This window comes from Pseudomonas sp. COW5 (genome assembly GCF_026240005.1).
Taxonomy (GTDB): domain Bacteria; phylum Pseudomonadota; class Gammaproteobacteria; order Pseudomonadales; family Pseudomonadaceae; genus Aquipseudomonas; species Aquipseudomonas kribbensis.
Map to the genome: position 1 here is coordinate 2489570 of NZ_JAPHVP010000001.1, position 18061 is coordinate 2507630.

Sequence of the window (18061 nt, forward strand, 5' to 3'; positions counted from 1 at the left end):
GGTGAGTGTGATGTTCACTCAAGTGCCGCAGCCACTGCTCTATGCCGAAGCGTTGCTGGCGCAGTTCGCCAGCCTGTCGCGTTCGGCGGACGGTGCTGCGCTGCTGGGTGACTTCGTGCGCGGCGTGGCCGGGTTGAGTGGCTGCGAATTGGCGCAACTGTATCTGCTCGATGCCACCCACACGTGCCTGGGGATGAACGCCGAGTGCCTCGACGGCGTGCTGCAACCACGCGGCGCGGCGAGCCTGCCGGCGGACTACAACGGCGAGCAGTTGCTGCAGTTCGCCCTGTGCCAGAACCGCGTGGTGTGCCTCGACGACCTGGGCGGCAGCCTGCACGAAACCAGTTTCCTGCCGGCGTCGGCCACGCCGTGGCAGTCGCTGTTGTGTGTGCCACTGGTCAATCAGCAGAAGGCCGTCGAGGGTCTGTTGCTGTGCGCCAGCCGTCGTCATACCGACCTGCAAGGCTTCGCCGATTCCCTCGGTCAGCTCGGCTCGTTCGTGCTCGGGCAGTTGCATCTGCTGCAACGCCTGCGCCAACCGGTGGATACCGTTGCACCGGCGATTCGCAGCGTGCCGAGCATCAGCGGCTACGGCCTGATTGGCAAAAGCGCGGCTATGCGCCAGACCTATTCACTGATCAGCAAGGTCCTGCACAGCCCGTACACCGTGCTGTTGCGCGGCGAAACCGGCACCGGCAAGGAAGTGGTCGCGCGGGCGATCCACGATTGCGGGCCGCGCCGTTCCCAGGCGTTCATTGTGCAGAACTGCGCGGCGTTCCCGGAAAACCTGCTGGAAAGCGAGCTGTTCGGCTATCGCAAAGGTGCGTTCACCGGCGCCGACCGCGACCGCGCCGGGCTGTTTGACGCAGCCAACGGCGGCACGCTGTTGCTCGATGAAATCGGCGACATGCCGCTGTCGCTGCAATCGAAACTGCTGCGCGTGTTGCAGGAAGGCGAGATCCGCCCGCTGGGTTCCAACGACACCCACAAGATTGACGTGCGCATCATCGCCGCGACGCACCGCGATCTGTCGGTGCTGGTCAGCGAAGGCAAATTCCGCGAGGACCTGTATTACCGCCTCGCGCAATTCCCGATTGTCCTGCCGGCCCTGCGTCAACGCGAAGGCGACATCCTCGATCTGGCGAAGCATTTCGCCGAGAAGGCCTGTGCCTATTTGCAGCGGGACCCGGTGCGCTGGTCCGATTCTGCGCTCGAGCATCTGTCCGGTTACACCTTTCCCGGCAACGTCCGTGAACTCAAGGCGCTGGTCGAGCGTGCCGTGTTGTTGTGCGAAGGCGGCGAGTTGCTGGCCGAGCATTTTTCCCTGCGCATGGAGCCGATGCTCGAGGACGACAGCAGCCTGAACCTGCGTGAACGGCTGGAAAGGGTCGAGCGCACGTTGCTGCTCGATTGCCTGCGCAAGAACGACGGCAACCAGACGCTCGCGGCCCGCGAACTGGGCCTGCCCCGACGCACGCTGCTGTACCGGCTCGGCCGTTTGAACATCAATCTGGGTGACTTCGATGGGTAGGCAAAAGTCCGTCGGTTTCACCTCGTCCGCTTCTATCAGCGCCGCCCGAAAGGGTCGGCGCTTTGTGCTTTGTCTACACCTGGAGACCCTCTGATGTCTGTTCGTCACTGGCACGCTGTCCTGCTGACCCTCGTCGTTCTATGCGGCCTCGGCGGCTGTAGCGGCAATTACAAATTCAACGATAACGATTACCGCCCATTGGGTGATCCGCAGGCGGTCAATCGCGGCAAGTGACCGCAAGGAGCATCAAACATGGAATTGGTTTTCGAAATGCTGAACACCAAGCAGTTCGTGCCCACCGAGCTGTGCCAGCGGACCTTCAAACAGGCCGGCGGCGTGATCGGGCGGGGCGAGGACTGCGACTGGATCATCCCTGACCGCAAGCGTCACTTGTCCAACCACCACGCCATCGTGAGTTATCGCGAGGGCACGTTCTTCCTGACCGACACCAGCAGCAACGGTGTCCAGGACGGCGACAGCGGCGCACGCCTGCACAAGGGCGAACCGGTGCGCATCGAGCACGGCAGCACCTACGTGCTGGGCGACTTCGAGATTCGTGCGCGGCTGGTGCGCGACCCGGCGACCTTTGACGGTGAAGCAGGTCTGCCTCGGGCCGCCGGCACCATCATTCCGGATGACGCGTTCCTTGACCTCGACCCGCTGAAATCGCTGGAGCAGCAAGAGCGCGTGTACTCGGAATTCGAGGAAATGCTCGCGCCGACCACCGACCCGGAAGATTCCCGTCAGCGCGCCGACTATGCGCGCATCGACATGGAAAGCCTGATGGTGCCGGAGCTGATCGTCGAGCCCAAGCCAGAACCTGCGCCGGCTCCGAAAGAAGTCGAGCGTCAGCCACAGGGTTTCTGGGATCACTTCGGTGCGGCACTGGGTGTCGATCTGAAAGGCCTGAGCCATGACGAGCGCGAGGCGCTGGCGGTCAATGCCGCACGTCTGCTGCGCCAGAGCATCGGCGGTCTGCAACAGAGCCTGCGCACCCGTTCCGAGCTGAAGAACGAACTGCGTCTGGCCCAGACCACCGTGCAAGGCACCAACAAAAATCCGCTGAAATTCGCCGTCGATCCGAGCGAAGCGCTGGACATCCTGTTGCAGCCGCACAAGCCGGGCCACTTGCCGGCCGAGCAGGCGATCTCCCGTGCGTTCCGCGACTTGCAGGCGCATCAGGTGGCGCTGCTGACCGCCAGCCGCGCGGCGGTGCGCGGCACCCTGGAGCACTTCTCGCCGGAGCAGCTGACCCTGCGTTTCGAGCGCGACAACAAGCCGTTGCTCGCCACTTCCGGTGGCCGCTGGAGAGCGTTCAACCGCTACCACCACGCGCTGCGTCAGGACGACGACTGGAGCGAGCGTCTGCTGGCCCGTGACTTCGCCCAGGCCTACGAAGAACAGATCCGCCTGATCTCCACCCTCCACACCGACCACCAAGGATGATGCGCATGTCTCGCCGCTCGACCGCTTTTTTCCAGACGCTGACCGCGCTCACCCTGTTGGTGCTGCTCGCCGGTTGCTCGTCGCTGTCACCGTATTCGAAAGTGACCAAGATCAACCTGAAGCTGACCGGCAGCGATCAGCTGAACCCGGACCTCAACGGTCGTCCGTCGCCGATCGTGGTGCGCCTGTTCGAACTCAAGCACCCGGTGACCTTCGAGAACGCCGATTTCTTCAGCCTCTACGAGCGCGCCAAGGAATCCCTCAACCCGGATCTGGTGGCCAGCGAAGAACTCGAACTGCGCCCGGGTGAAACCGTGGAACTGAAACTCAGCGTGGAGGAGGGCAGCCGCTACATCGGCATCCTCGCCGCCTACCGCGACCTGCCGGAAACCAAATGGCGCCACACGTTCCCGATCACGCCGCTGGAAGTCACCGAAGCCGATCTGACCCTGGATCAGGCCGGTATCCGCAAGACCAACGAAGTGCTCGCCAAGGCGGATGACTGATCATGAATACCCATAAAGTCATCTGGCAGGAAGGCATGCTGCTGCGTCCGCAGCACTTCCAGCACAACGACCGCTACTACGATCACCAGATGAAGACCCGCACCCAGTTGCTGGGTGGTTACACCTGGGGTTTCCTGAATCTGGAGATCGACTTGCAGTTCCTCAACATGGGCAAACTGGTAATCAGTGAAGCCTCGGGGATTCTGCCGGACGGTAGCCTGTTCGAACTCGGCGGCAACACCGAACCGCTGGCCCTGGACATTCCGCCGAACACCGGCAATACGCCGATTTACCTGGCGCTGCCGCTGGTCACCGGCAACCACATCGAGGCCCGTCGTCCGGAGCAGTCCGACGTGCTGGCGCGCTACACCGCCTATGAAACCGAAGTGGCCGACTCCAACGCCGGCGACGATTCGGCAAGCCAGGTCAAATGCGGTCGCCCGGACTTCAAGCTGTTGCTCGGCGAGCAGCAGAGCGACCAGGCCTACGTGAAGCTGAAGATCTGCGACGTGCTCGACACCACGCCGGACGGCGTGATCAGCCTCGACCCGGATTTCGTGCCGACCTACATTCAGGCCCACGCCTCCAGCTACCTGCTGTCGTGCCTGAAAGAGGTGATCAGCATGCTCGGTCACCGGGGTGACACCATTGCCGAGCGGATTCGTTCGAACGGCAAGGTCGGCGGCGCGGAAATCGGCGACTTCATGATGCTGCAACTGATCAACCGCACCGAACTGCTGCTGCGCCACTACCTTGGTCTGGAGCAGGTTCACCCGGAAGAGTTGTACCGCACGCTGCTGACCATGCTCGGCGATCTGGCGACCTTCTCCAGCGACAGCAAGCGCCCGCGTCTGGACAGCCGCTACTCCCACGCCGACCAGGGTGCGAGTTTCCGCAAACTGATGGAGTCGATCCGTCAGGTGCTGTCGATGGTGCTGGAACAGCACGCCATCGAACTGATCCTGCAGGCGCGTCAGTACGGGATCATCGTGTCGCCGCTGCACGATCACAAACTGCTGGGCTCGGCGTCGTTCGTGCTGGCAGCCAGTGCCAACTGCGACTCCGAAGAACTGCGCAACCGCTTGCCTGCGCACCTCAAGGTCGGCCCGGTGGAGCGCATCCGCCAACTGGTCAACCTGCACTTGCCGGGGATCAAGGTCAAACCGTTGCCGGTGGCCCCGCGGCAGATCGCGTTCCACTCCAACAAAACCTATTTCATCCTCGAACTCAGTTCCGAAGACCTGGCGCAACTCGAGCGCTCCGGCGGCTTCGCGTTCCACGTGTCCGGCGAATTCGCCGAGCTTGAACTGAAATTCTGGGCCATCAGGAACTGACCGACATGATCAAGGACATGGAACACAACCAGGACGACAAAACCGTCCTGCTCGACCGTCAGGGCCATGGCCCGGCGGCGAGTCCGCTGACCGACTTCGCCGCGCCGCCGCGCTTCGAACAACTGGAAGAACGGATGATCTACGCCGCGCGCCTGCGCCCGGCGGAAGCCTTCAACATCAGTCTCAATTCGCTGGTGGCGGCGTCCTCCGAACTGCTGTCGGAAGTGGTGCGCCTCAAGCACAGCGAAACCCGCGAAGACCTTTATGCGCTCAACGAGCGCCTGACCGCCGGGCTCAAGCTGTTCGAAGTGCGCGCCCTGCACAACGGCGCCGAAAGCAGCCAGGTGATGGCCGCCCGTTACGTGCTCTGCACCGTGGTCGACGAAGCCGTCGTGACCACGCCGTGGGGCAACGAAAGCGAGTGGTCGCAGATGAGCCTGCTCAGCAGCTTCCACAACGAAACCTTCGGCGGCGAGAAGTTCTTCCAGCTGCTCGATCGGCTGTCGAAAAACCCGGTCAAGCACCTGCCGATGCTGGAGCTGATGTACCTGTGCCTGTCCCTCGGTTTCGAGGGCAAGTACCGCGTGCAGGCCCGCGGCATGCTGGAGCTCGAAGGCATCCGCGACGCCCTGTACCGGCAGATCCGTCAGTTGCGTGGCGATGTGCCGCGCGAATTGTCGCCGCAGTGGGAAGGCCTCAACGATCAGCGCCGCAACCTGGTGCGCATCGTGCCGGCGTGGATGGTGGTGCTGTTCACCTTCGTCTGCCTGGTGATGATGTATTCGGGCTTCGCCTGGGTCTTGGGCGAGCAGCGCGACACCGTGCTGCAACCTTATCAGCCGCTTGATCCGGCCGCGGTCCAGCCGCAGTCGCAGCCGTAAACAGGGACGTGTGATGAAAAAGTTTTTCAAGAAAGTCGGCGCCTTCCTGCGCCAGACCTGGGTCTGGACCCTGCTGCTGGTGCTGTTCGTGGCGCTGCTGGTGTGGTTCGTCGGCCCGCTGTTGGCGGTGGATGACTACAAGTTCTGGGAGAGTTCGACCTCGCGCTTGCTGACCATCGCCGTGCTGTTCCTGATCTGGGGCCTGACCATGGTCTTCGTAAGCTGGCGCGCCGGTATCCGCAAGAAAGCCGTCGAGGAAACCGAAGACGGCCAGGACCGTATCCGTCGCGACGACCTGATCGAAGAAGAGCAGAAAGAGTTGAAGGAGCGTTTCAAGGACGCCCTGAAAACCCTCAAGACTTCGAGCCTGTATCGCGGCCGCAGCGAGCGCTGGCGCAGTGACTTGCCGTGGTACTTGCTGATCGGTCCGCAGGCCAGCGGCAAGACCAGCCTGCTGGACTTCTCCGGGCTGGAATTCCCGATCAACAAGATCGACCGCAAGCTGACCCGCGACACCCACGGCACCCGTCACTGCGACTGGTACTTCGCCGACCACGGTGTGCTGATCGACACCGCCGGCCGCTACCTGACCCAACCGGATTCGGAAGTCGACGGCAGCGCCTGGACCACTCTGCTGGAGCTGCTGCGCAAGCGTCGTCGCGGTCGTCCGCTGAACGGCGTGCTGGTGACCATTCCGGTGGAAACCCTGACCGGTGGCAGCGAGCAGGACATCGACACTCTGGCCCGCCAGGTGCGCGCGCGTCTGCAAGACGTGTATCAGAAGCTGCACGTCGACGTGCCGGTGTATCTGGTGCTGAGCAAGGCTGACAAGCTGCTGGGCTTCGACGAGTTTTTCGATCAACTGACCCGCGAAGAAAGCGACCAGGTGCTGGGTACCAGTTTCCGCAAGGATCAGGTCGGCACCGACGTCGCTGTGCTGCGTGGCGAGTTCGAAGAGCTGCTGCGTCGCCTCAACAGCCAGGTGATCATGCGCATGCACTCCGAGCGCGACACCCAGCGCCGTGGCCGCATCCTCGACTTCCCGCACCAGATGGGGCAGATCGGCGAGCGTCTGTGCCTGTTCGTCGACATGGCGTTCACCGGCAACCGCTACCAGCGTGCGACCCAACTGCGTGGTTTCTACCTGACCAGCGCACCGCACCTGACCCACGAAATGGACTCGACTACCGCCGGTATCGGCGCCAGCCTGGGCATGAGCGCCGGCGTGCTGCCGACCCTGCGCAGCGGTCGTTCGCGTTTTATCCACCACTTGCTCAGCCGGGTGATTTTCCCCGAGGCCGATCTGGCCGGGCTGGACAAGCGCGAGCGCAGCCGCATCCATTGGGGCCAGCGTGCGCTGTACGTCGGTGCACTGGGCGCGCTGGTGCTGTTCGGCATGCTCTGGGCCGGCGGTTTCTCGGCCAACTGGGAACGTCTGGAAAACCTGCGCAACCTGGCGCAGAACTGGACTCAGCAACGCACGGCACTGTCGCCGCGCGATGACGCCATGGGCACGCTGAAAACCCTCGACACCAGCTACGCCGCGACCCAGGTGTTCCCGAAGAAGGGCGACGCTGCGTACCACGAGCGCGTCGGTCTGTATCAGGGCCAGGACGTCAATCCGGTGGTCAAGGAGGCCTACGAGCGTGAGCTTGAAAAGCAACTGCTGCCACGGGTTGCAACCATGCTCGAAGGCCAGATCCGCGCCAACATGAAGGACCGCGAAAAGCTGATCAACAGCCTGCGCGCGTACCTGATGCTGAACATGAAGGACCGTCGCGATGCGGCATGGCTCAAGGATTGGGTCGCTACCGACTGGTCCCAGCGCTATACCGGCAACACTGCGGTGCAGAACGGTTTGAATGCGCATCTGGAGCGTCTGCTGAAGCTGCCGTTTATCTACCCGCTCAACGAGCAACTGGTGACTCAGGCCCGTCAGGTTCTGCGCAGTGAGTCCCTGGCGGCTGTGGTTTACCGCATGCTCCGCGAACAAGCGCGCAACCTGCCGGACTACCGTTTCAGCCAGCACCTTGGCCCGCAAGGTTCGTTGTTCATCGGCACCGAATACGTGATTCCGGGTTTCTACACCCAGACCGGTTATCAGCAGTATTTCTCGGTACAGGGTTCGGCGCTGGTCACCGACATCCTGCGTGACAACTGGGTACTGGGCGAAGGCGCGGGCATCAGCGACATGGACTTGCGTCGCTTGATGGTCGAGCTGGAGCAACTGTACTTCCGCGACTACGCCAACTACTGGAGCGAGGCCGTTGGCCAGGTGGCACTGCCGCCGATCAGCGATGCCGGTGAAGGCGCCGAGCAACTGGCGGGCCTGACCTCGGCCAACTCGCCAGTGCTGGCGCTGCTGACTGAAGTGCGCGAAAACACCCGCTTCCCGGCGGCTCCTGAGCCGGTGGATGAAGCCGGTGACGCTGCCGATGCACTGGCAGGCCAGAAGGGCAAACTGGGCAAGGTCGGCAAACTCGCCTCCGCGCTGACGGACAAGGCTGCGGCCATGAACGTGGCGAAGAACCTGCCGGACACCGCCAAGAAGTCGCTGCAACGTCGCTTCGAACCGCTGCACAAGCTGCTCGACGACAACAACGGCCCGGCCGCTGACCTGACCCCGGCCTTCGCCGCGCTCAACGACCTGCAACTGCAACTGGCGGGCCTTGCCCGTTCCAGCACGCCGGAGCAGGCCGCGTTCGAACTGGCCAAGACCCGCATGAGCGGCCAGCGTGATGCGCTGACCAACCTGCGCAATGCCTCCGGTCGTCTGCCGCGTCCGCTGAGCGTGTGGTTCAACGTGCTGGCCGAAGACTCGTGGCGCCTGGTGCTCAACGACGCCTACCAATACCTGAACGGCCGTTATCAGAGCGAGCTGTACAGCGTGTATGGCAAGACCATCAACCAGCGTTACCCGTTCAGCGCATCGAGCACCAGCGACGTAGCGATCAGCGATTTCCGCGAGTTCTTCCGGGCTCAAGGCACCATCGACCGCTTCTTCGACAGCTACATGCGTCCGTTCGTCAGCGGTGATCCGGGCAACTACCGGATGCGCAGCATCGACGGTCGCAGCCTGCCGGTGTCCAAGGTCTTCCTCGACCAGATGGCGGCGGCACTGAACATTCGCCAGAGCTTCTTCTCGATCAACCCGGCCGAGCCGACCGTGCAGTTCAAGCTCGAGCCGTACACCCTCGATCCGGCGGTCAGCCGCTCCGAGTTCAAGTTCGGCGACAAGACCATGGAATACCGCCACGGTCCGATCCTGCCGATGAACTTCAAATGGCCGACCGATGCTGAAGACGGTCGCACCAGCCTGGTCATGGACAAGATGGCCGGCCGCCCGATCGGCATCGAGAAGAACTCCGGCCCGTGGTCGCTGTTCCGTCTGTTCGACCTGATGCAGACCGAGTACCTGACCGGTCGCGATGTGCTGGTGCTGAAAGCCGATGTGGGTGGCCTGCGCGCCAACTACCTGCTGACCAGCCAGCGCACGCCGAACCCGTTCGACATGGGCGTGATGCGCACCTTCCGTATGCCGGTGCAGCTCTGATGCTGGTGGCCAGTCCCTGGCGCAGCGCGGCGCGAACCGACCCGGGCAAGGTGCGGTCGCGCAACGAAGATGCCTTCCTCGACACCCCGCAGCATGGGCTGTGGGTGGTCGCGGACGGCATGGGCGGTCATCAGGGCGGCGACATCGCCAGCCAGATGATCGTCGCCAGCCTGGCTGAACTGCCGCAGCACGAAGACTTCGACGAACGCCTCAAAGCCATCCGCCAGTGCCTGCACTGGCTGAACCGGCGCCTGGGGCAGGAGTTGACCGTCACCGCCGGGCGTCACGACAGCATCATGGGCAGCACCGTCGTGGCGCTGCTGGTGGAAGGCAATCGTGCGGCCTGCATCTGGGCCGGCGACAGCCGTTGTTACATGTGGCGCGGCCAGCGCTTGTATCAGCTGTCGAAGGACCATTCGCTGCAGCAGCAACTGATCGACGAGCAACAGATGAGCGTCGAGCAGGCTGCGGCGCACCCGGCCGCCCAGGCCTTGACCCGGGCAGTGGGCGCGGCGGAGCAACTGACCCTGGATGTGCTGGAACTCGAAGTCTATCCGGGCGACGTGTTCCTGCTGTGCAGCGATGGTTTGTATCAAGGCCTGAGCAGCGATGCCCTCGGCAACGCCCTCAGCCTGGCGGCGCCGCATGTGGCGCTGGAACGTCTGTTCGACGGCGCCCTGCGTGGCGCCGCCCGGGACAATCTGACTGCCGTGGTGATCCGCCAATGACTGAACTCGAATCCTCAGTCGATGACTTGCTGATGAGCGAAGAGCAGGCCAACAACCTGACCTACTTCGCCTTCGCCAAGGAAAACAAGGCAGAGCCTTTGCTGGCGCCGACCAAGGCCAGCATCGGTGCACTGCCGGACGTACTCGCCGGCCGCTATCACCTTGAGCGTCTGCTCGGGGCCGGCGGCATGGGTGCGGTTTACCGGGCCCGGGATCTGCTGCACGAACAGTTCGGCGATCCCGATCCTTACATTGCGCTGAAAATCCTCAGCGAAGAATTTGCCGAGTCGCCGGACGCCAGTGCCTTGCTCTACAGCGAGTTCGCCCTGACCCGACGCCTGCGCCACGACAACGTGCTGCGACCGCACACGTTCGAAGTGGACACCGATTGCCAGCGGGCCTTCATCACCATGGAACTCATGCGTGGCCTGACGCTGGACAAACTGCTCTGCGAGCGGCCGCTGGGCCTGCCGTGGAAAGAACTGCGCGACATCGCGCTGCCGCTGCTCGACGCGCTGGCCTACGCCCACCGTCGCGGCGTGCTGCACGGTGACATGAAACCGAGCAACGTCATGCTCTGCGAAGACGGCGTGCGCCTGTTCGACTTCGGTCTCGGGCAAGCCGAGGAGGGCATCCTGCCCGGCCTGCCGCACCTGAGCCGCGAGCGCTTCAACGCCTGGACCCCGGGCTACGCCGCCCCCGAACTGCTTGAGGGGCAACCGCTGTCGGCCAGCGCGGACGTGTATGGCGTGGCCTGCGTGATCTATGAACTGGCGGGCGGCAAACACCCGTTCCGCCGCTTGCCCTCGACCCAGGCCCGTGACGAACACCTGGATCGCGAACTGCAAGCCCCGGCAAATCTGCCGACACACTGTTGGCCAGCGCTGCGCACCGCACTGGCCTTTGACGCGGCAGAGCGCAACATCACTGCCGAACAATTGCGTGACGCCTTGGGCGCCACTTCGTCCTGGTTGCAGCGTTTGCGGCTGAGGGCGTAACGGATGACATTCGAACAGGGAGCACACTATGTTCAACCCAGCTAACGAAACGCACTTCAGCCTGACGGTCGAAGACTACGTGGGCGACCTGCAAGTCCTGTCGTTCACCGGCACTGAAGGCATCAGCCAGCCGTTCCGTTTCGACCTGGAGCTGGTCAGCGAAAACCCGGATCTGGATCTGGAAAAACTCCTGCACAAACAGGCGTTCCTCGCCCTCGATCCGCAGGGCTCGGGCATCCACGGCCAGATCTACCGCGTCGCCCAGGGCGATGCCGGCAAGCGTCTGACCCGCTACAAAGTCTCGTTGGTGCCGCAGCTGCAATACCTGCATCACCGCACCAACCAGCGCATCTACCAGCAGATGTCAGCGCCGAAAATCATCGCGCTGATCCTCGACGAGCACGGCATCAAGGGCAACGCCTACAGCTTCCAGTTGAGCCAGCCGTGCCCGGATCGCGACTACTGCGTGCAGTACGACGAAACCGACCTGCATTTCGTTCAGCGCCTGTGCGAAGAAGAAGGCATTCACTACCACTTCCAGCACAGCCAGAAAGGCCACCTGCTGGTGTTCGGCGATGACCAGACCGTGTTCCCGAACCTCGGCCAGCCGACCGCGTATGTGCAGGGCAGCGGCATGGTCGCCGAAGAGCCGGTGATCAAAGGCTTCAAACTGCGCCTGGAGACCCGCACCAGCCGCACCACCCGCCGCGACTACGACTTCGAAAAGCCGCGCCTGCAAATGGAAGCCGCGTACAAGCCGGATGGTGAGAGCACCGAGCCGGACCTGGAAGACTACGACTACCCCGGCCGCTTCATCGACCGCGCCCGCGGCAAATTCCTAAGCCAGCGCGCCCTCGAGCGCCATCGCGCCGACTACCGTCAGGCCGAAGGTCGCGGCGACCAGACCCGACTGGTCAGCGGCCACTTCATGGAAATGTCCGACCACCCGCGCAGCGAGTGGAACGACCTGTGGCTGCTCACCGAAATCTTCCACGAAGGCAAACAGCCGCAAGTCCTCGAAGAATCGGTGACCAGCGACACCACCGACAACAAGGACGACTTCCACCAGGGCTACCGCAACACCTTCCTCGCCACCCCATGGGACGTGTTCTACCGCCCGGCCCTCGAACACCCGAAACCTCGCGTGCTCGGCAGCCAGACCGCCATGGTCACGGGCCCCAAAGGCGAAGAAATCCACTGCGACCAGTACGGCCGCATCAAGGTGCAATTCCACTGGGACCGCGAAGGCCTGGCCGACGACAAGACCAGCTGCTGGCTACGCGTCTCCAGCAGTTGGGCCGGCGACCGCTACGGCGCCATCTCCATCCCGCGCATCGGCATGGAAGTCCTCGTCACCTTCCTCGAAGGCGACCCCGACCAGCCACTGGTGACCGGTTGCCTGTACCACAAGGAAAACCCGGTGCCCTACGCCCTCCCGGCGAACAAAACCCGAACCGTCTTCAAAACCCTCAGCTCCCCGGGCGGCGGTGGCTACAACGAACTGCGCATCGAAGACAAAAAAGGCGCCGAACAAATCTTCATCCACGCCCAGCGGGACTGGGATGAAAACGTCGAACACGACCAGAAGATTCGCGTCGGCAACGAACGGCACGACACCGTGGTGAAGAACACCTACACCGAGCTGAAGGCCGAAGAGCACCGCACCACGATTTCCGACCGCAAGATCGAAGCGCGGATGGATGACCACCTGACTATTGGTGAGAACCAGCATGTGAAGCTCGGGACTGCGCAACTGACCAGTGCCGGGAAAGAGATACACATCAAGGCAGGGGACAAGATTGTCATTGAGGCGGGAACTGAGCTGACGATTCTCGGCGGCGGCAGTTTCATCAAACTTGATGGCGGTGGGGTGACCGTGGTTGGGCCGGTGGTGAAGATCAACGCCGGCGGGTCGCCGGGAGCGGGCACTGGCATCGGGATCAAACCGCCGGTGCTGCCGGGGGCGGCGGATAAGGATAAGGCGGGGAGTTTGATGGATCAGGCGTTGTTGAATGCGCCGCCTGAGAAGGTTAAGCCGAAGGCTTTTTTTGTGTTTTCTGAGTAATGAGTTAGTTATGAAAATTAAAAAGAACGCCGGGAAATTCGGCTTGAGATGGATCGTGTTGCTGGTATTGGGCCTGAGTTCAGACGTATTCGCCATTCAGTGCCCTTCTGATAATTTTCATGGTTTTGTGAAAGAGTTTTTGGCGAAGCCAGAGGTGCAACGCGCGTTTACCGCTTCTCCTATCCACTTTTTGGAGGTTGTTGCCGAGGGTAGTCAACCTAAAGTGGTTGAGCGAGAAATTGAGGTACTTGGGGGGGGCGAGCTGAGCGCGGTCTCTCCCGAAGTAGTCGAAATGTCGAGTTTGGAGGTAAAGGTTCAACCTCCGAATAAGATCTTCGTACGTGATCGGGCAGGAGAGTTGCTGAAAATCCTTACATTCCAAAGAGCTGATTGCTGGTCTTTGAGTAGCCTTGAAAACTGGTCGTTAGAAACCGTGTTGGACTCTCAGGTTGATGCATCAAGTCTCCCTCCTGGGGAGCGCAGCTTGATGAGAGGGAAAAGCTATGCTGATTTGGCGATGGAAGCAGAGTTTCCAGCATCAAGTCAGCTTTATATTTCTGCACTTGATAGCTATATGAACGGCGCAGATAAGGGCTCCATAGAAGCGGGGTATCAGGCAGTCTTGCTGAGCCTATCAGGCCAAGCGCCGCGCTTGGATGACGCCAGGATTCTTGAGCTTTTGCTCAGCGCGGCCAGCACTTCTGGAGCAGCAAATCTGGCGCTAGCGAACTTCTATTGCGACGAAGGCCGTTATGACCAAGTCCGTCCCTGCGCAGATCCCCAAAAGTCTTTGAACGCCCTTGAGGCAGGTTCAAAACTGGGCTCTATGGAAGCGTTGAATCAATTGGGACTCTCATATGAAAGGGGGACCCTCGGTACTAAAAACATCAATCGTGCACTGGCGTGTTTCCAAGCTGCGGCTGCTCAAGGTTTTGAGTTATCCAAGGAAAATGCAGCGAGATTGATTGCCAAGAATGTAAAAACTGAATCCTCAAATTGCTTGAAGCAGGAAGCTAACTGATGACTACTGGAGTTCTTGAGCAGCGACCGCTCTATACCAAGGGCGATTATGTTTATGGTGGCGGCAAGGGAAAAGATACTGATGGCGACGGCAAAAAAGAGATTGATTGCTCAACTTTAGTGTGGGAAATGCTAAAGGCGGCTGGCTATAACGTTCCGTACAATAATACTGCTTTGCTCAAAACGAACGTCGACAATTACGATGTTATTGAGTGGAAAGATGTGTTGCCAGGGGATATCGCGCTTTGGCCAACCCATACGGGATTTGTCGAAGATATCGATGTCGAAAACAGAAGTGGAAACTTTTTCGGTTCACAAAATTCGACTGGTCCTGCTTCCGCTAAATTTGGGAACGGTTCAAATTATTGGCGAATGCCGATAAAGTTCTTACGAGTTAAGGAGATTTTTAAGACAGGTTCCCAACCGGCGTCTACCCCTGCGCCGACTCCCACAGCGCCGACTGCGCCAGCCGCTGCTCCTATAATGAATTTTCAATTTCCATTTAGAAAGGCTGATGGAACACAGTTCAAAGATTCTGAAGAGGTTTTTAAGGCCCTTGAGGGTGAGACTTCGGGAAATTTTTTATTAGGTAATCATGGTTTTTGGCATGGCGGAATTCATATATCACATAGGATTGCCCCGCAATGTATGCGAGACGAGCCTATTCGTTGTATTGGAGACGGTGTCGTCGTAGCCTACCGTTTGAATGAAGATTATCTAGCGACTGCATTTGAGACATCAAATTCTACAGAAGCATTGAAATACTCAAATTCATTTTGTCTTGTTAGGCATGACTATAAGTCACCTCCGAATAAGGAAGTGACGCCTAACACTAAGAATGAGCTCGTATTTTATAGCCTGTATATGCATCTGCTACCATATGACAGGTATGCGGATGACCCAGAGCAACCAGGTGCTCCAAAAATAAAAATGATTGCAAGTGGGTTTAAAGCGCGAAGCGATATTCTTGGCGCAACCGGCTGCGTCGAATATGGTTCGATTTCTGCTGGAACTGAAATTGAAATACTAGAAGAGCATTCTGATCACGTCCACGCCAAGGGTAAGCTGATTAAAGGCACTGTTGGAGGGCGCACTCCAGGGCAAGATTTTTGGTTCGCTTATAAACAAAACGGCATCGCCTATCCAAGAGGTGATGGAAGCGCGAGCTGGAACGCAATAACTGCACCAGAGCGAAAGAAGCCAGACTATTGGAAGGGAAAAGTTAGAGCTGTAGTTTCCGGAACGGGGCTTACTTTGCGAGCGGCTCCCTCAACGCAAAGTCACGGTGCTTTAGCTGGGGCTGCAATTAGGCAGGTAAATAGTATAGGACAGAACGAAGACTTAGTTCTTTGTACAAATAGCATAATAGAATTTGATAGCGGGAAAGTTTTTAGCCTGAAGATTGGCTCTAAGCTTTTCAAAATGGCGGAATGCTCCTTTGTACCGAGTACTTCCGGTGCCGCAACCGGTTTGAAAAGCCATTCCACTCCTGTGCCCGCCACTTTTTGGGCTTGTGTTGAAAAACCTTATGTTCAATTGCAAGGCTTGGTTCCGACTGAGTTTGATAAGATTGTGCCGATGGATACGGCAATTAAGGCAGGCGACACAATTGGTTTTCTTGGTTTAAATGAAACATTGGCAGGTCCAGATGGTGGGGTTTCGAGAAGTTATCAAGTTCACGTGGAGATTTTTTCGGCTGATCCTAAAATTGAGGATTTTCTAAAAAATAAAGCAAATGTGAAACAGGGGAAACAATACCTGCATTTGCAAGCGAATACGAACTTAAGAAGCAAGCCACCGCAAACCGGAGTGGTGACGATTTCTAATGAAAGCTTTGTAGAGCTTGGAAAGGCCGTTCTATATAAGGACACTGAAGAATGGTATGAAATAACTATAATTGATAACGCAGAAAGCAAAACCGGCTTGCTCAAAAAAGAAGGCGCGAAGCTCCTCAGTCAACACGATTGGGAAAAACTAGGTTTTCGTGTTGTTAAGGAGTCGAATTCAAATTCCGATGGTTTTCTGGATCCCGGAGATATGCCGGATTTTTTTCAAGCCTTATATAAGGATTTGGATAAGTTTGGTAATAAGGATCAAAAAGTCACCCCCGAAGATTTTCCAATTGCGCTTAAGAATGTAGAGTTTAGAAACCACTGGTCAAAGCTTATTGCATATCACCCAACAGAGTGGAGATCTAAGTCTGATTCTGCCAAGTGGGCACGGCTAGATACGTTGCTCGAGGGGAATCCGTCTGTTTTAAAGCACGAGAAAGAACGGATAGATAGCTTAATATTTTGGGATGATCCGGTTACGCAGTCTAAAGGCGTGGGCGATGGAAATGTATGGCATTTTCATCCAATTGCTATGATCGGAAATATGATGCCTTCGTCGGGCACCAATATGTGCAAGAAGTGTGGCAGTAATATCGCGTTAACTAATGCATTGATGCGAAGCGTTTGTCCATCCTCTGTAACGGATACATTTATCAGTGAATTTGTTACGGTGGCGAACGAGCTTTTCCCCAAGTATGGTGTGAATACCTGTTCTCAGGTTTTCCATATAATGGGGCAGGGTAAGCACGAAACTTTTCAATTTTCTGCTTTCAGAGAGAGTCTAAATTATACTCGCCGTAGTTATACTGCCGAAAAACTCTATAGAATGGCACCGACCGCTATTAATGATGGTTTTGCAAGGCTGGGAATGTCACTAACCAGAGAGGAAAAACTTGAGTATATAGATCAGCATTTGATTGAAAATGATCCAGCGTACGGTAAACATAGCTTTGGTAGCAATCAGTACCCTCATAACGACTACAGGGGCAGAGGGCTTCTTCATTTGACTCACTATGCTAACTATCGTGAATGTGCTGTGGCGATAGGGGTGAATATCGATGTTAATCCAAACCTGGCACAAGACAATATGAAAGTCGCAATAGAGTCTGGTCTGTGGTTTTGGAAGGCGAAAGGTATCGGTGCGCTTGCGGATGCTAGCTCATCTGATATAGATGCCAAGATTAAGTCTGTAACTAAGGTTATCAACTCTGCGCTGAAAGAGCTTGATAAACGAGAGAAGTACACTAAAGAGATTGCTGAAAAATTTAAGGCTGGATTTGGAGGCTGTTCGTTATGAGAGCTTTGTTTAAGTCGGGATTTCTAATTTCATTTTGTCTGTATTCGGTAGCTTCATTTGCTTGCGATGTCCCTGAGAGTCAAGCTTACCATTCGATCTCAACAAAAGACGGTGCGATTGTTTTTGATCTGGTTCCCATAGAGGGTGAGGCGAGTAGTGACGGATCAAACAGTCAAATGGGTATAGATGTTAACTATATTGATTGTGCGAGTAGGGCTAAGACATTGGTCGGGCAGTTACCGTATTTGGCAGATACAGGAAAAGTCCGTGCGGCTTTTTTTGCTGATGTAAAAGGCGGCTCTGAAAATGAGCTGTTTGTAATTCACAGTGTTGGAATACATTCTGATACCGGAGTTAAGTACTCTGGCGAGTACTACAGTGTGCATGTTTACAAAAAGAGCGATGATGGTTACTCAAGGGATGAGCGGATTTCCAAGTATTTTGGTGAGGGTGGGGATATATTGACTGATGACTATAAGGGGCTTTTGTACGTGTTTCCTTATAAAGATCAATTATCTGTCAGTAATAAACTTGCTACCACGGCTTTTTCTAAATGGAATGACGGTATTCCTGTTCAGCTGACGATAAACAAAAAAGCCAAAATTTATAGTTCGCCGGTTTTTGACGATGTCACTCGTATGTATCTGATCGCTGGGGACAAGGTCCAGCAGGAAGCTGTTGAGGCTGGCTGGCTCTCGGTTATGTTCAAAACACCAAAAGGTAAAGAAATTCGCGGATGGATCTTATGTGGTGATGCGGATGGATGCTGATATCACGGGACTATGAACAGGGTAAAAACTAGGGTTTGAATGGCGAGGGAAATGAACGCCGGCAAGCAATCCGCTTTGCAAAGCGCAAAGCTTGATGATC

At 58.0% G+C, this 18061-nt stretch carries 13 protein-coding genes; all 13 read left to right on the forward strand.

What is annotated here, in order from left to right; all coding sequences use genetic code 11:
* The first annotated feature begins 10 nt into the window (after positions 1-10).
* A complete protein-coding gene (locus tag OQ248_RS11220; RefSeq protein ID WP_265812865.1) occupies positions 11-1531 on the forward strand; it encodes a sigma 54-interacting transcriptional regulator in 1521 nt (506 codons plus the stop codon).
* A gap of 93 nt (positions 1532-1624) precedes the next feature.
* The gene (locus OQ248_RS11225) at positions 1625-1765 is read left to right on the forward strand and encodes a hypothetical protein (protein WP_003229566.1); all 141 of its coding nucleotides are present in this window, start codon (positions 1625-1627) and stop codon (positions 1763-1765) included.
* 18 nt (positions 1766-1783) lie between these two features.
* Complete coding sequence (gene tagH / locus OQ248_RS11230) at positions 1784-2977, forward strand: type VI secretion system-associated FHA domain protein TagH (protein ID WP_085708836.1); 1194 nt, start codon at positions 1784-1786, stop codon at positions 2975-2977.
* Between the two features lie 5 nt (positions 2978-2982).
* Positions 2983-3483, forward strand: coding sequence for a type VI secretion system lipoprotein TssJ (tssJ, locus tag OQ248_RS11235; protein ID WP_265812866.1), 501 nt, complete (start codon positions 2983-2985; stop codon positions 3481-3483).
* A gap of 2 nt (positions 3484-3485) precedes the next feature.
* Positions 3486-4817, forward strand: coding sequence for a type VI secretion system baseplate subunit TssK (gene tssK, locus OQ248_RS11240; protein ID WP_085708838.1), 1332 nt, complete (start codon positions 3486-3488; stop codon positions 4815-4817).
* Between the two features lie 5 nt (positions 4818-4822).
* The gene (gene icmH, locus OQ248_RS11245; RefSeq protein ID WP_007954389.1) at positions 4823-5698 is read left to right on the forward strand and encodes a type IVB secretion system protein IcmH/DotU; all 876 of its coding nucleotides are present in this window, start codon (positions 4823-4825) and stop codon (positions 5696-5698) included.
* 13 nt (positions 5699-5711) lie between these two features.
* Complete coding sequence (tssM, locus tag OQ248_RS11250) at positions 5712-9251, forward strand: type VI secretion system membrane subunit TssM (protein ID WP_265812867.1); 3540 nt, start codon at positions 5712-5714, stop codon at positions 9249-9251.
* Complete coding sequence (locus OQ248_RS11255; RefSeq protein ID WP_085685940.1) at positions 9251-9979, forward strand: PP2C family serine/threonine-protein phosphatase; 729 nt, start codon at positions 9251-9253, stop codon at positions 9977-9979. The genes tssM and OQ248_RS11255 overlap by 1 nt, the downstream gene beginning before the upstream one ends.
* The gene (locus OQ248_RS11260; RefSeq protein ID WP_265812868.1) at positions 9976-10977 is read left to right on the forward strand and encodes a serine/threonine-protein kinase; all 1002 of its coding nucleotides are present in this window, start codon (positions 9976-9978) and stop codon (positions 10975-10977) included. The genes OQ248_RS11255 and OQ248_RS11260 overlap by 4 nt, the downstream gene beginning before the upstream one ends.
* Before the next feature lie 28 nt (positions 10978-11005).
* Complete coding sequence (locus OQ248_RS11265; protein WP_265812869.1) at positions 11006-13042, forward strand: type VI secretion system tip protein VgrG; 2037 nt, start codon at positions 11006-11008, stop codon at positions 13040-13042.
* Positions 13043-13052: 10 nt separating this feature from the next.
* Positions 13053-14063, forward strand: a complete 1011-nt coding sequence (locus OQ248_RS11270; RefSeq protein WP_134828521.1) for a sel1 repeat family protein — start codon at positions 13053-13055, stop codon at positions 14061-14063.
* Entirely contained in the window at positions 14063-17191 is a 3129-nt protein-coding gene (locus tag OQ248_RS11275) for a glycoside hydrolase family 19 protein (protein ID WP_265812870.1), read from the forward strand. Before OQ248_RS11270 ends, OQ248_RS11275 begins: the two co-directional genes overlap by 1 nt.
* Positions 17188-17961: a hypothetical protein gene (locus tag OQ248_RS11280; RefSeq protein WP_265812871.1), complete on the forward strand. Its 774-nt coding sequence runs from the start codon at positions 17188-17190 to the stop codon at positions 17959-17961. Before OQ248_RS11275 ends, OQ248_RS11280 begins: the two co-directional genes overlap by 4 nt.
* Positions 17962-18061 lie beyond the last annotated feature (100 nt).

Coding starts and splice junctions, on each gene's coding strand:
- OQ248_RS11270 (WP_134828521.1), top strand. CDS start 13,053: ATGAAAATTAAAAAGAACGCCGGGAAATTCGGCTTGAGATGGATCGTG.
- tssM (WP_265812867.1), top strand. CDS start 5,712: ATGAAAAAGTTTTTCAAGAAAGTCGGCGCCTTCCTGCGCCAGACCTGG.
- OQ248_RS11225 (WP_003229566.1), top strand. CDS start 1,625: ATGTCTGTTCGTCACTGGCACGCTGTCCTGCTGACCCTCGTCGTTCTA.
- OQ248_RS11220 (WP_265812865.1), top strand. CDS start 11: ATGTTCACTCAAGTGCCGCAGCCACTGCTCTATGCCGAAGCGTTGCTG.
- tagH (WP_085708836.1), top strand. CDS start 1,784: ATGGAATTGGTTTTCGAAATGCTGAACACCAAGCAGTTCGTGCCCACC.
- OQ248_RS11275 (WP_265812870.1), top strand. CDS start 14,063: ATGACTACTGGAGTTCTTGAGCAGCGACCGCTCTATACCAAGGGCGAT.
- OQ248_RS11280 (WP_265812871.1), top strand. CDS start 17,188: ATGAGAGCTTTGTTTAAGTCGGGATTTCTAATTTCATTTTGTCTGTAT.
- tssK (WP_085708838.1), top strand. CDS start 3,486: ATGAATACCCATAAAGTCATCTGGCAGGAAGGCATGCTGCTGCGTCCG.
- OQ248_RS11260 (WP_265812868.1), top strand. CDS start 9,976: ATGACTGAACTCGAATCCTCAGTCGATGACTTGCTGATGAGCGAAGAG.
- OQ248_RS11255 (WP_085685940.1), top strand. CDS start 9,251: ATGCTGGTGGCCAGTCCCTGGCGCAGCGCGGCGCGAACCGACCCGGGC.
- icmH (WP_007954389.1), top strand. CDS start 4,823: ATGATCAAGGACATGGAACACAACCAGGACGACAAAACCGTCCTGCTC.
- tssJ (WP_265812866.1), top strand. CDS start 2,983: ATGTCTCGCCGCTCGACCGCTTTTTTCCAGACGCTGACCGCGCTCACC.
- OQ248_RS11265 (WP_265812869.1), top strand. CDS start 11,006: ATGTTCAACCCAGCTAACGAAACGCACTTCAGCCTGACGGTCGAAGAC.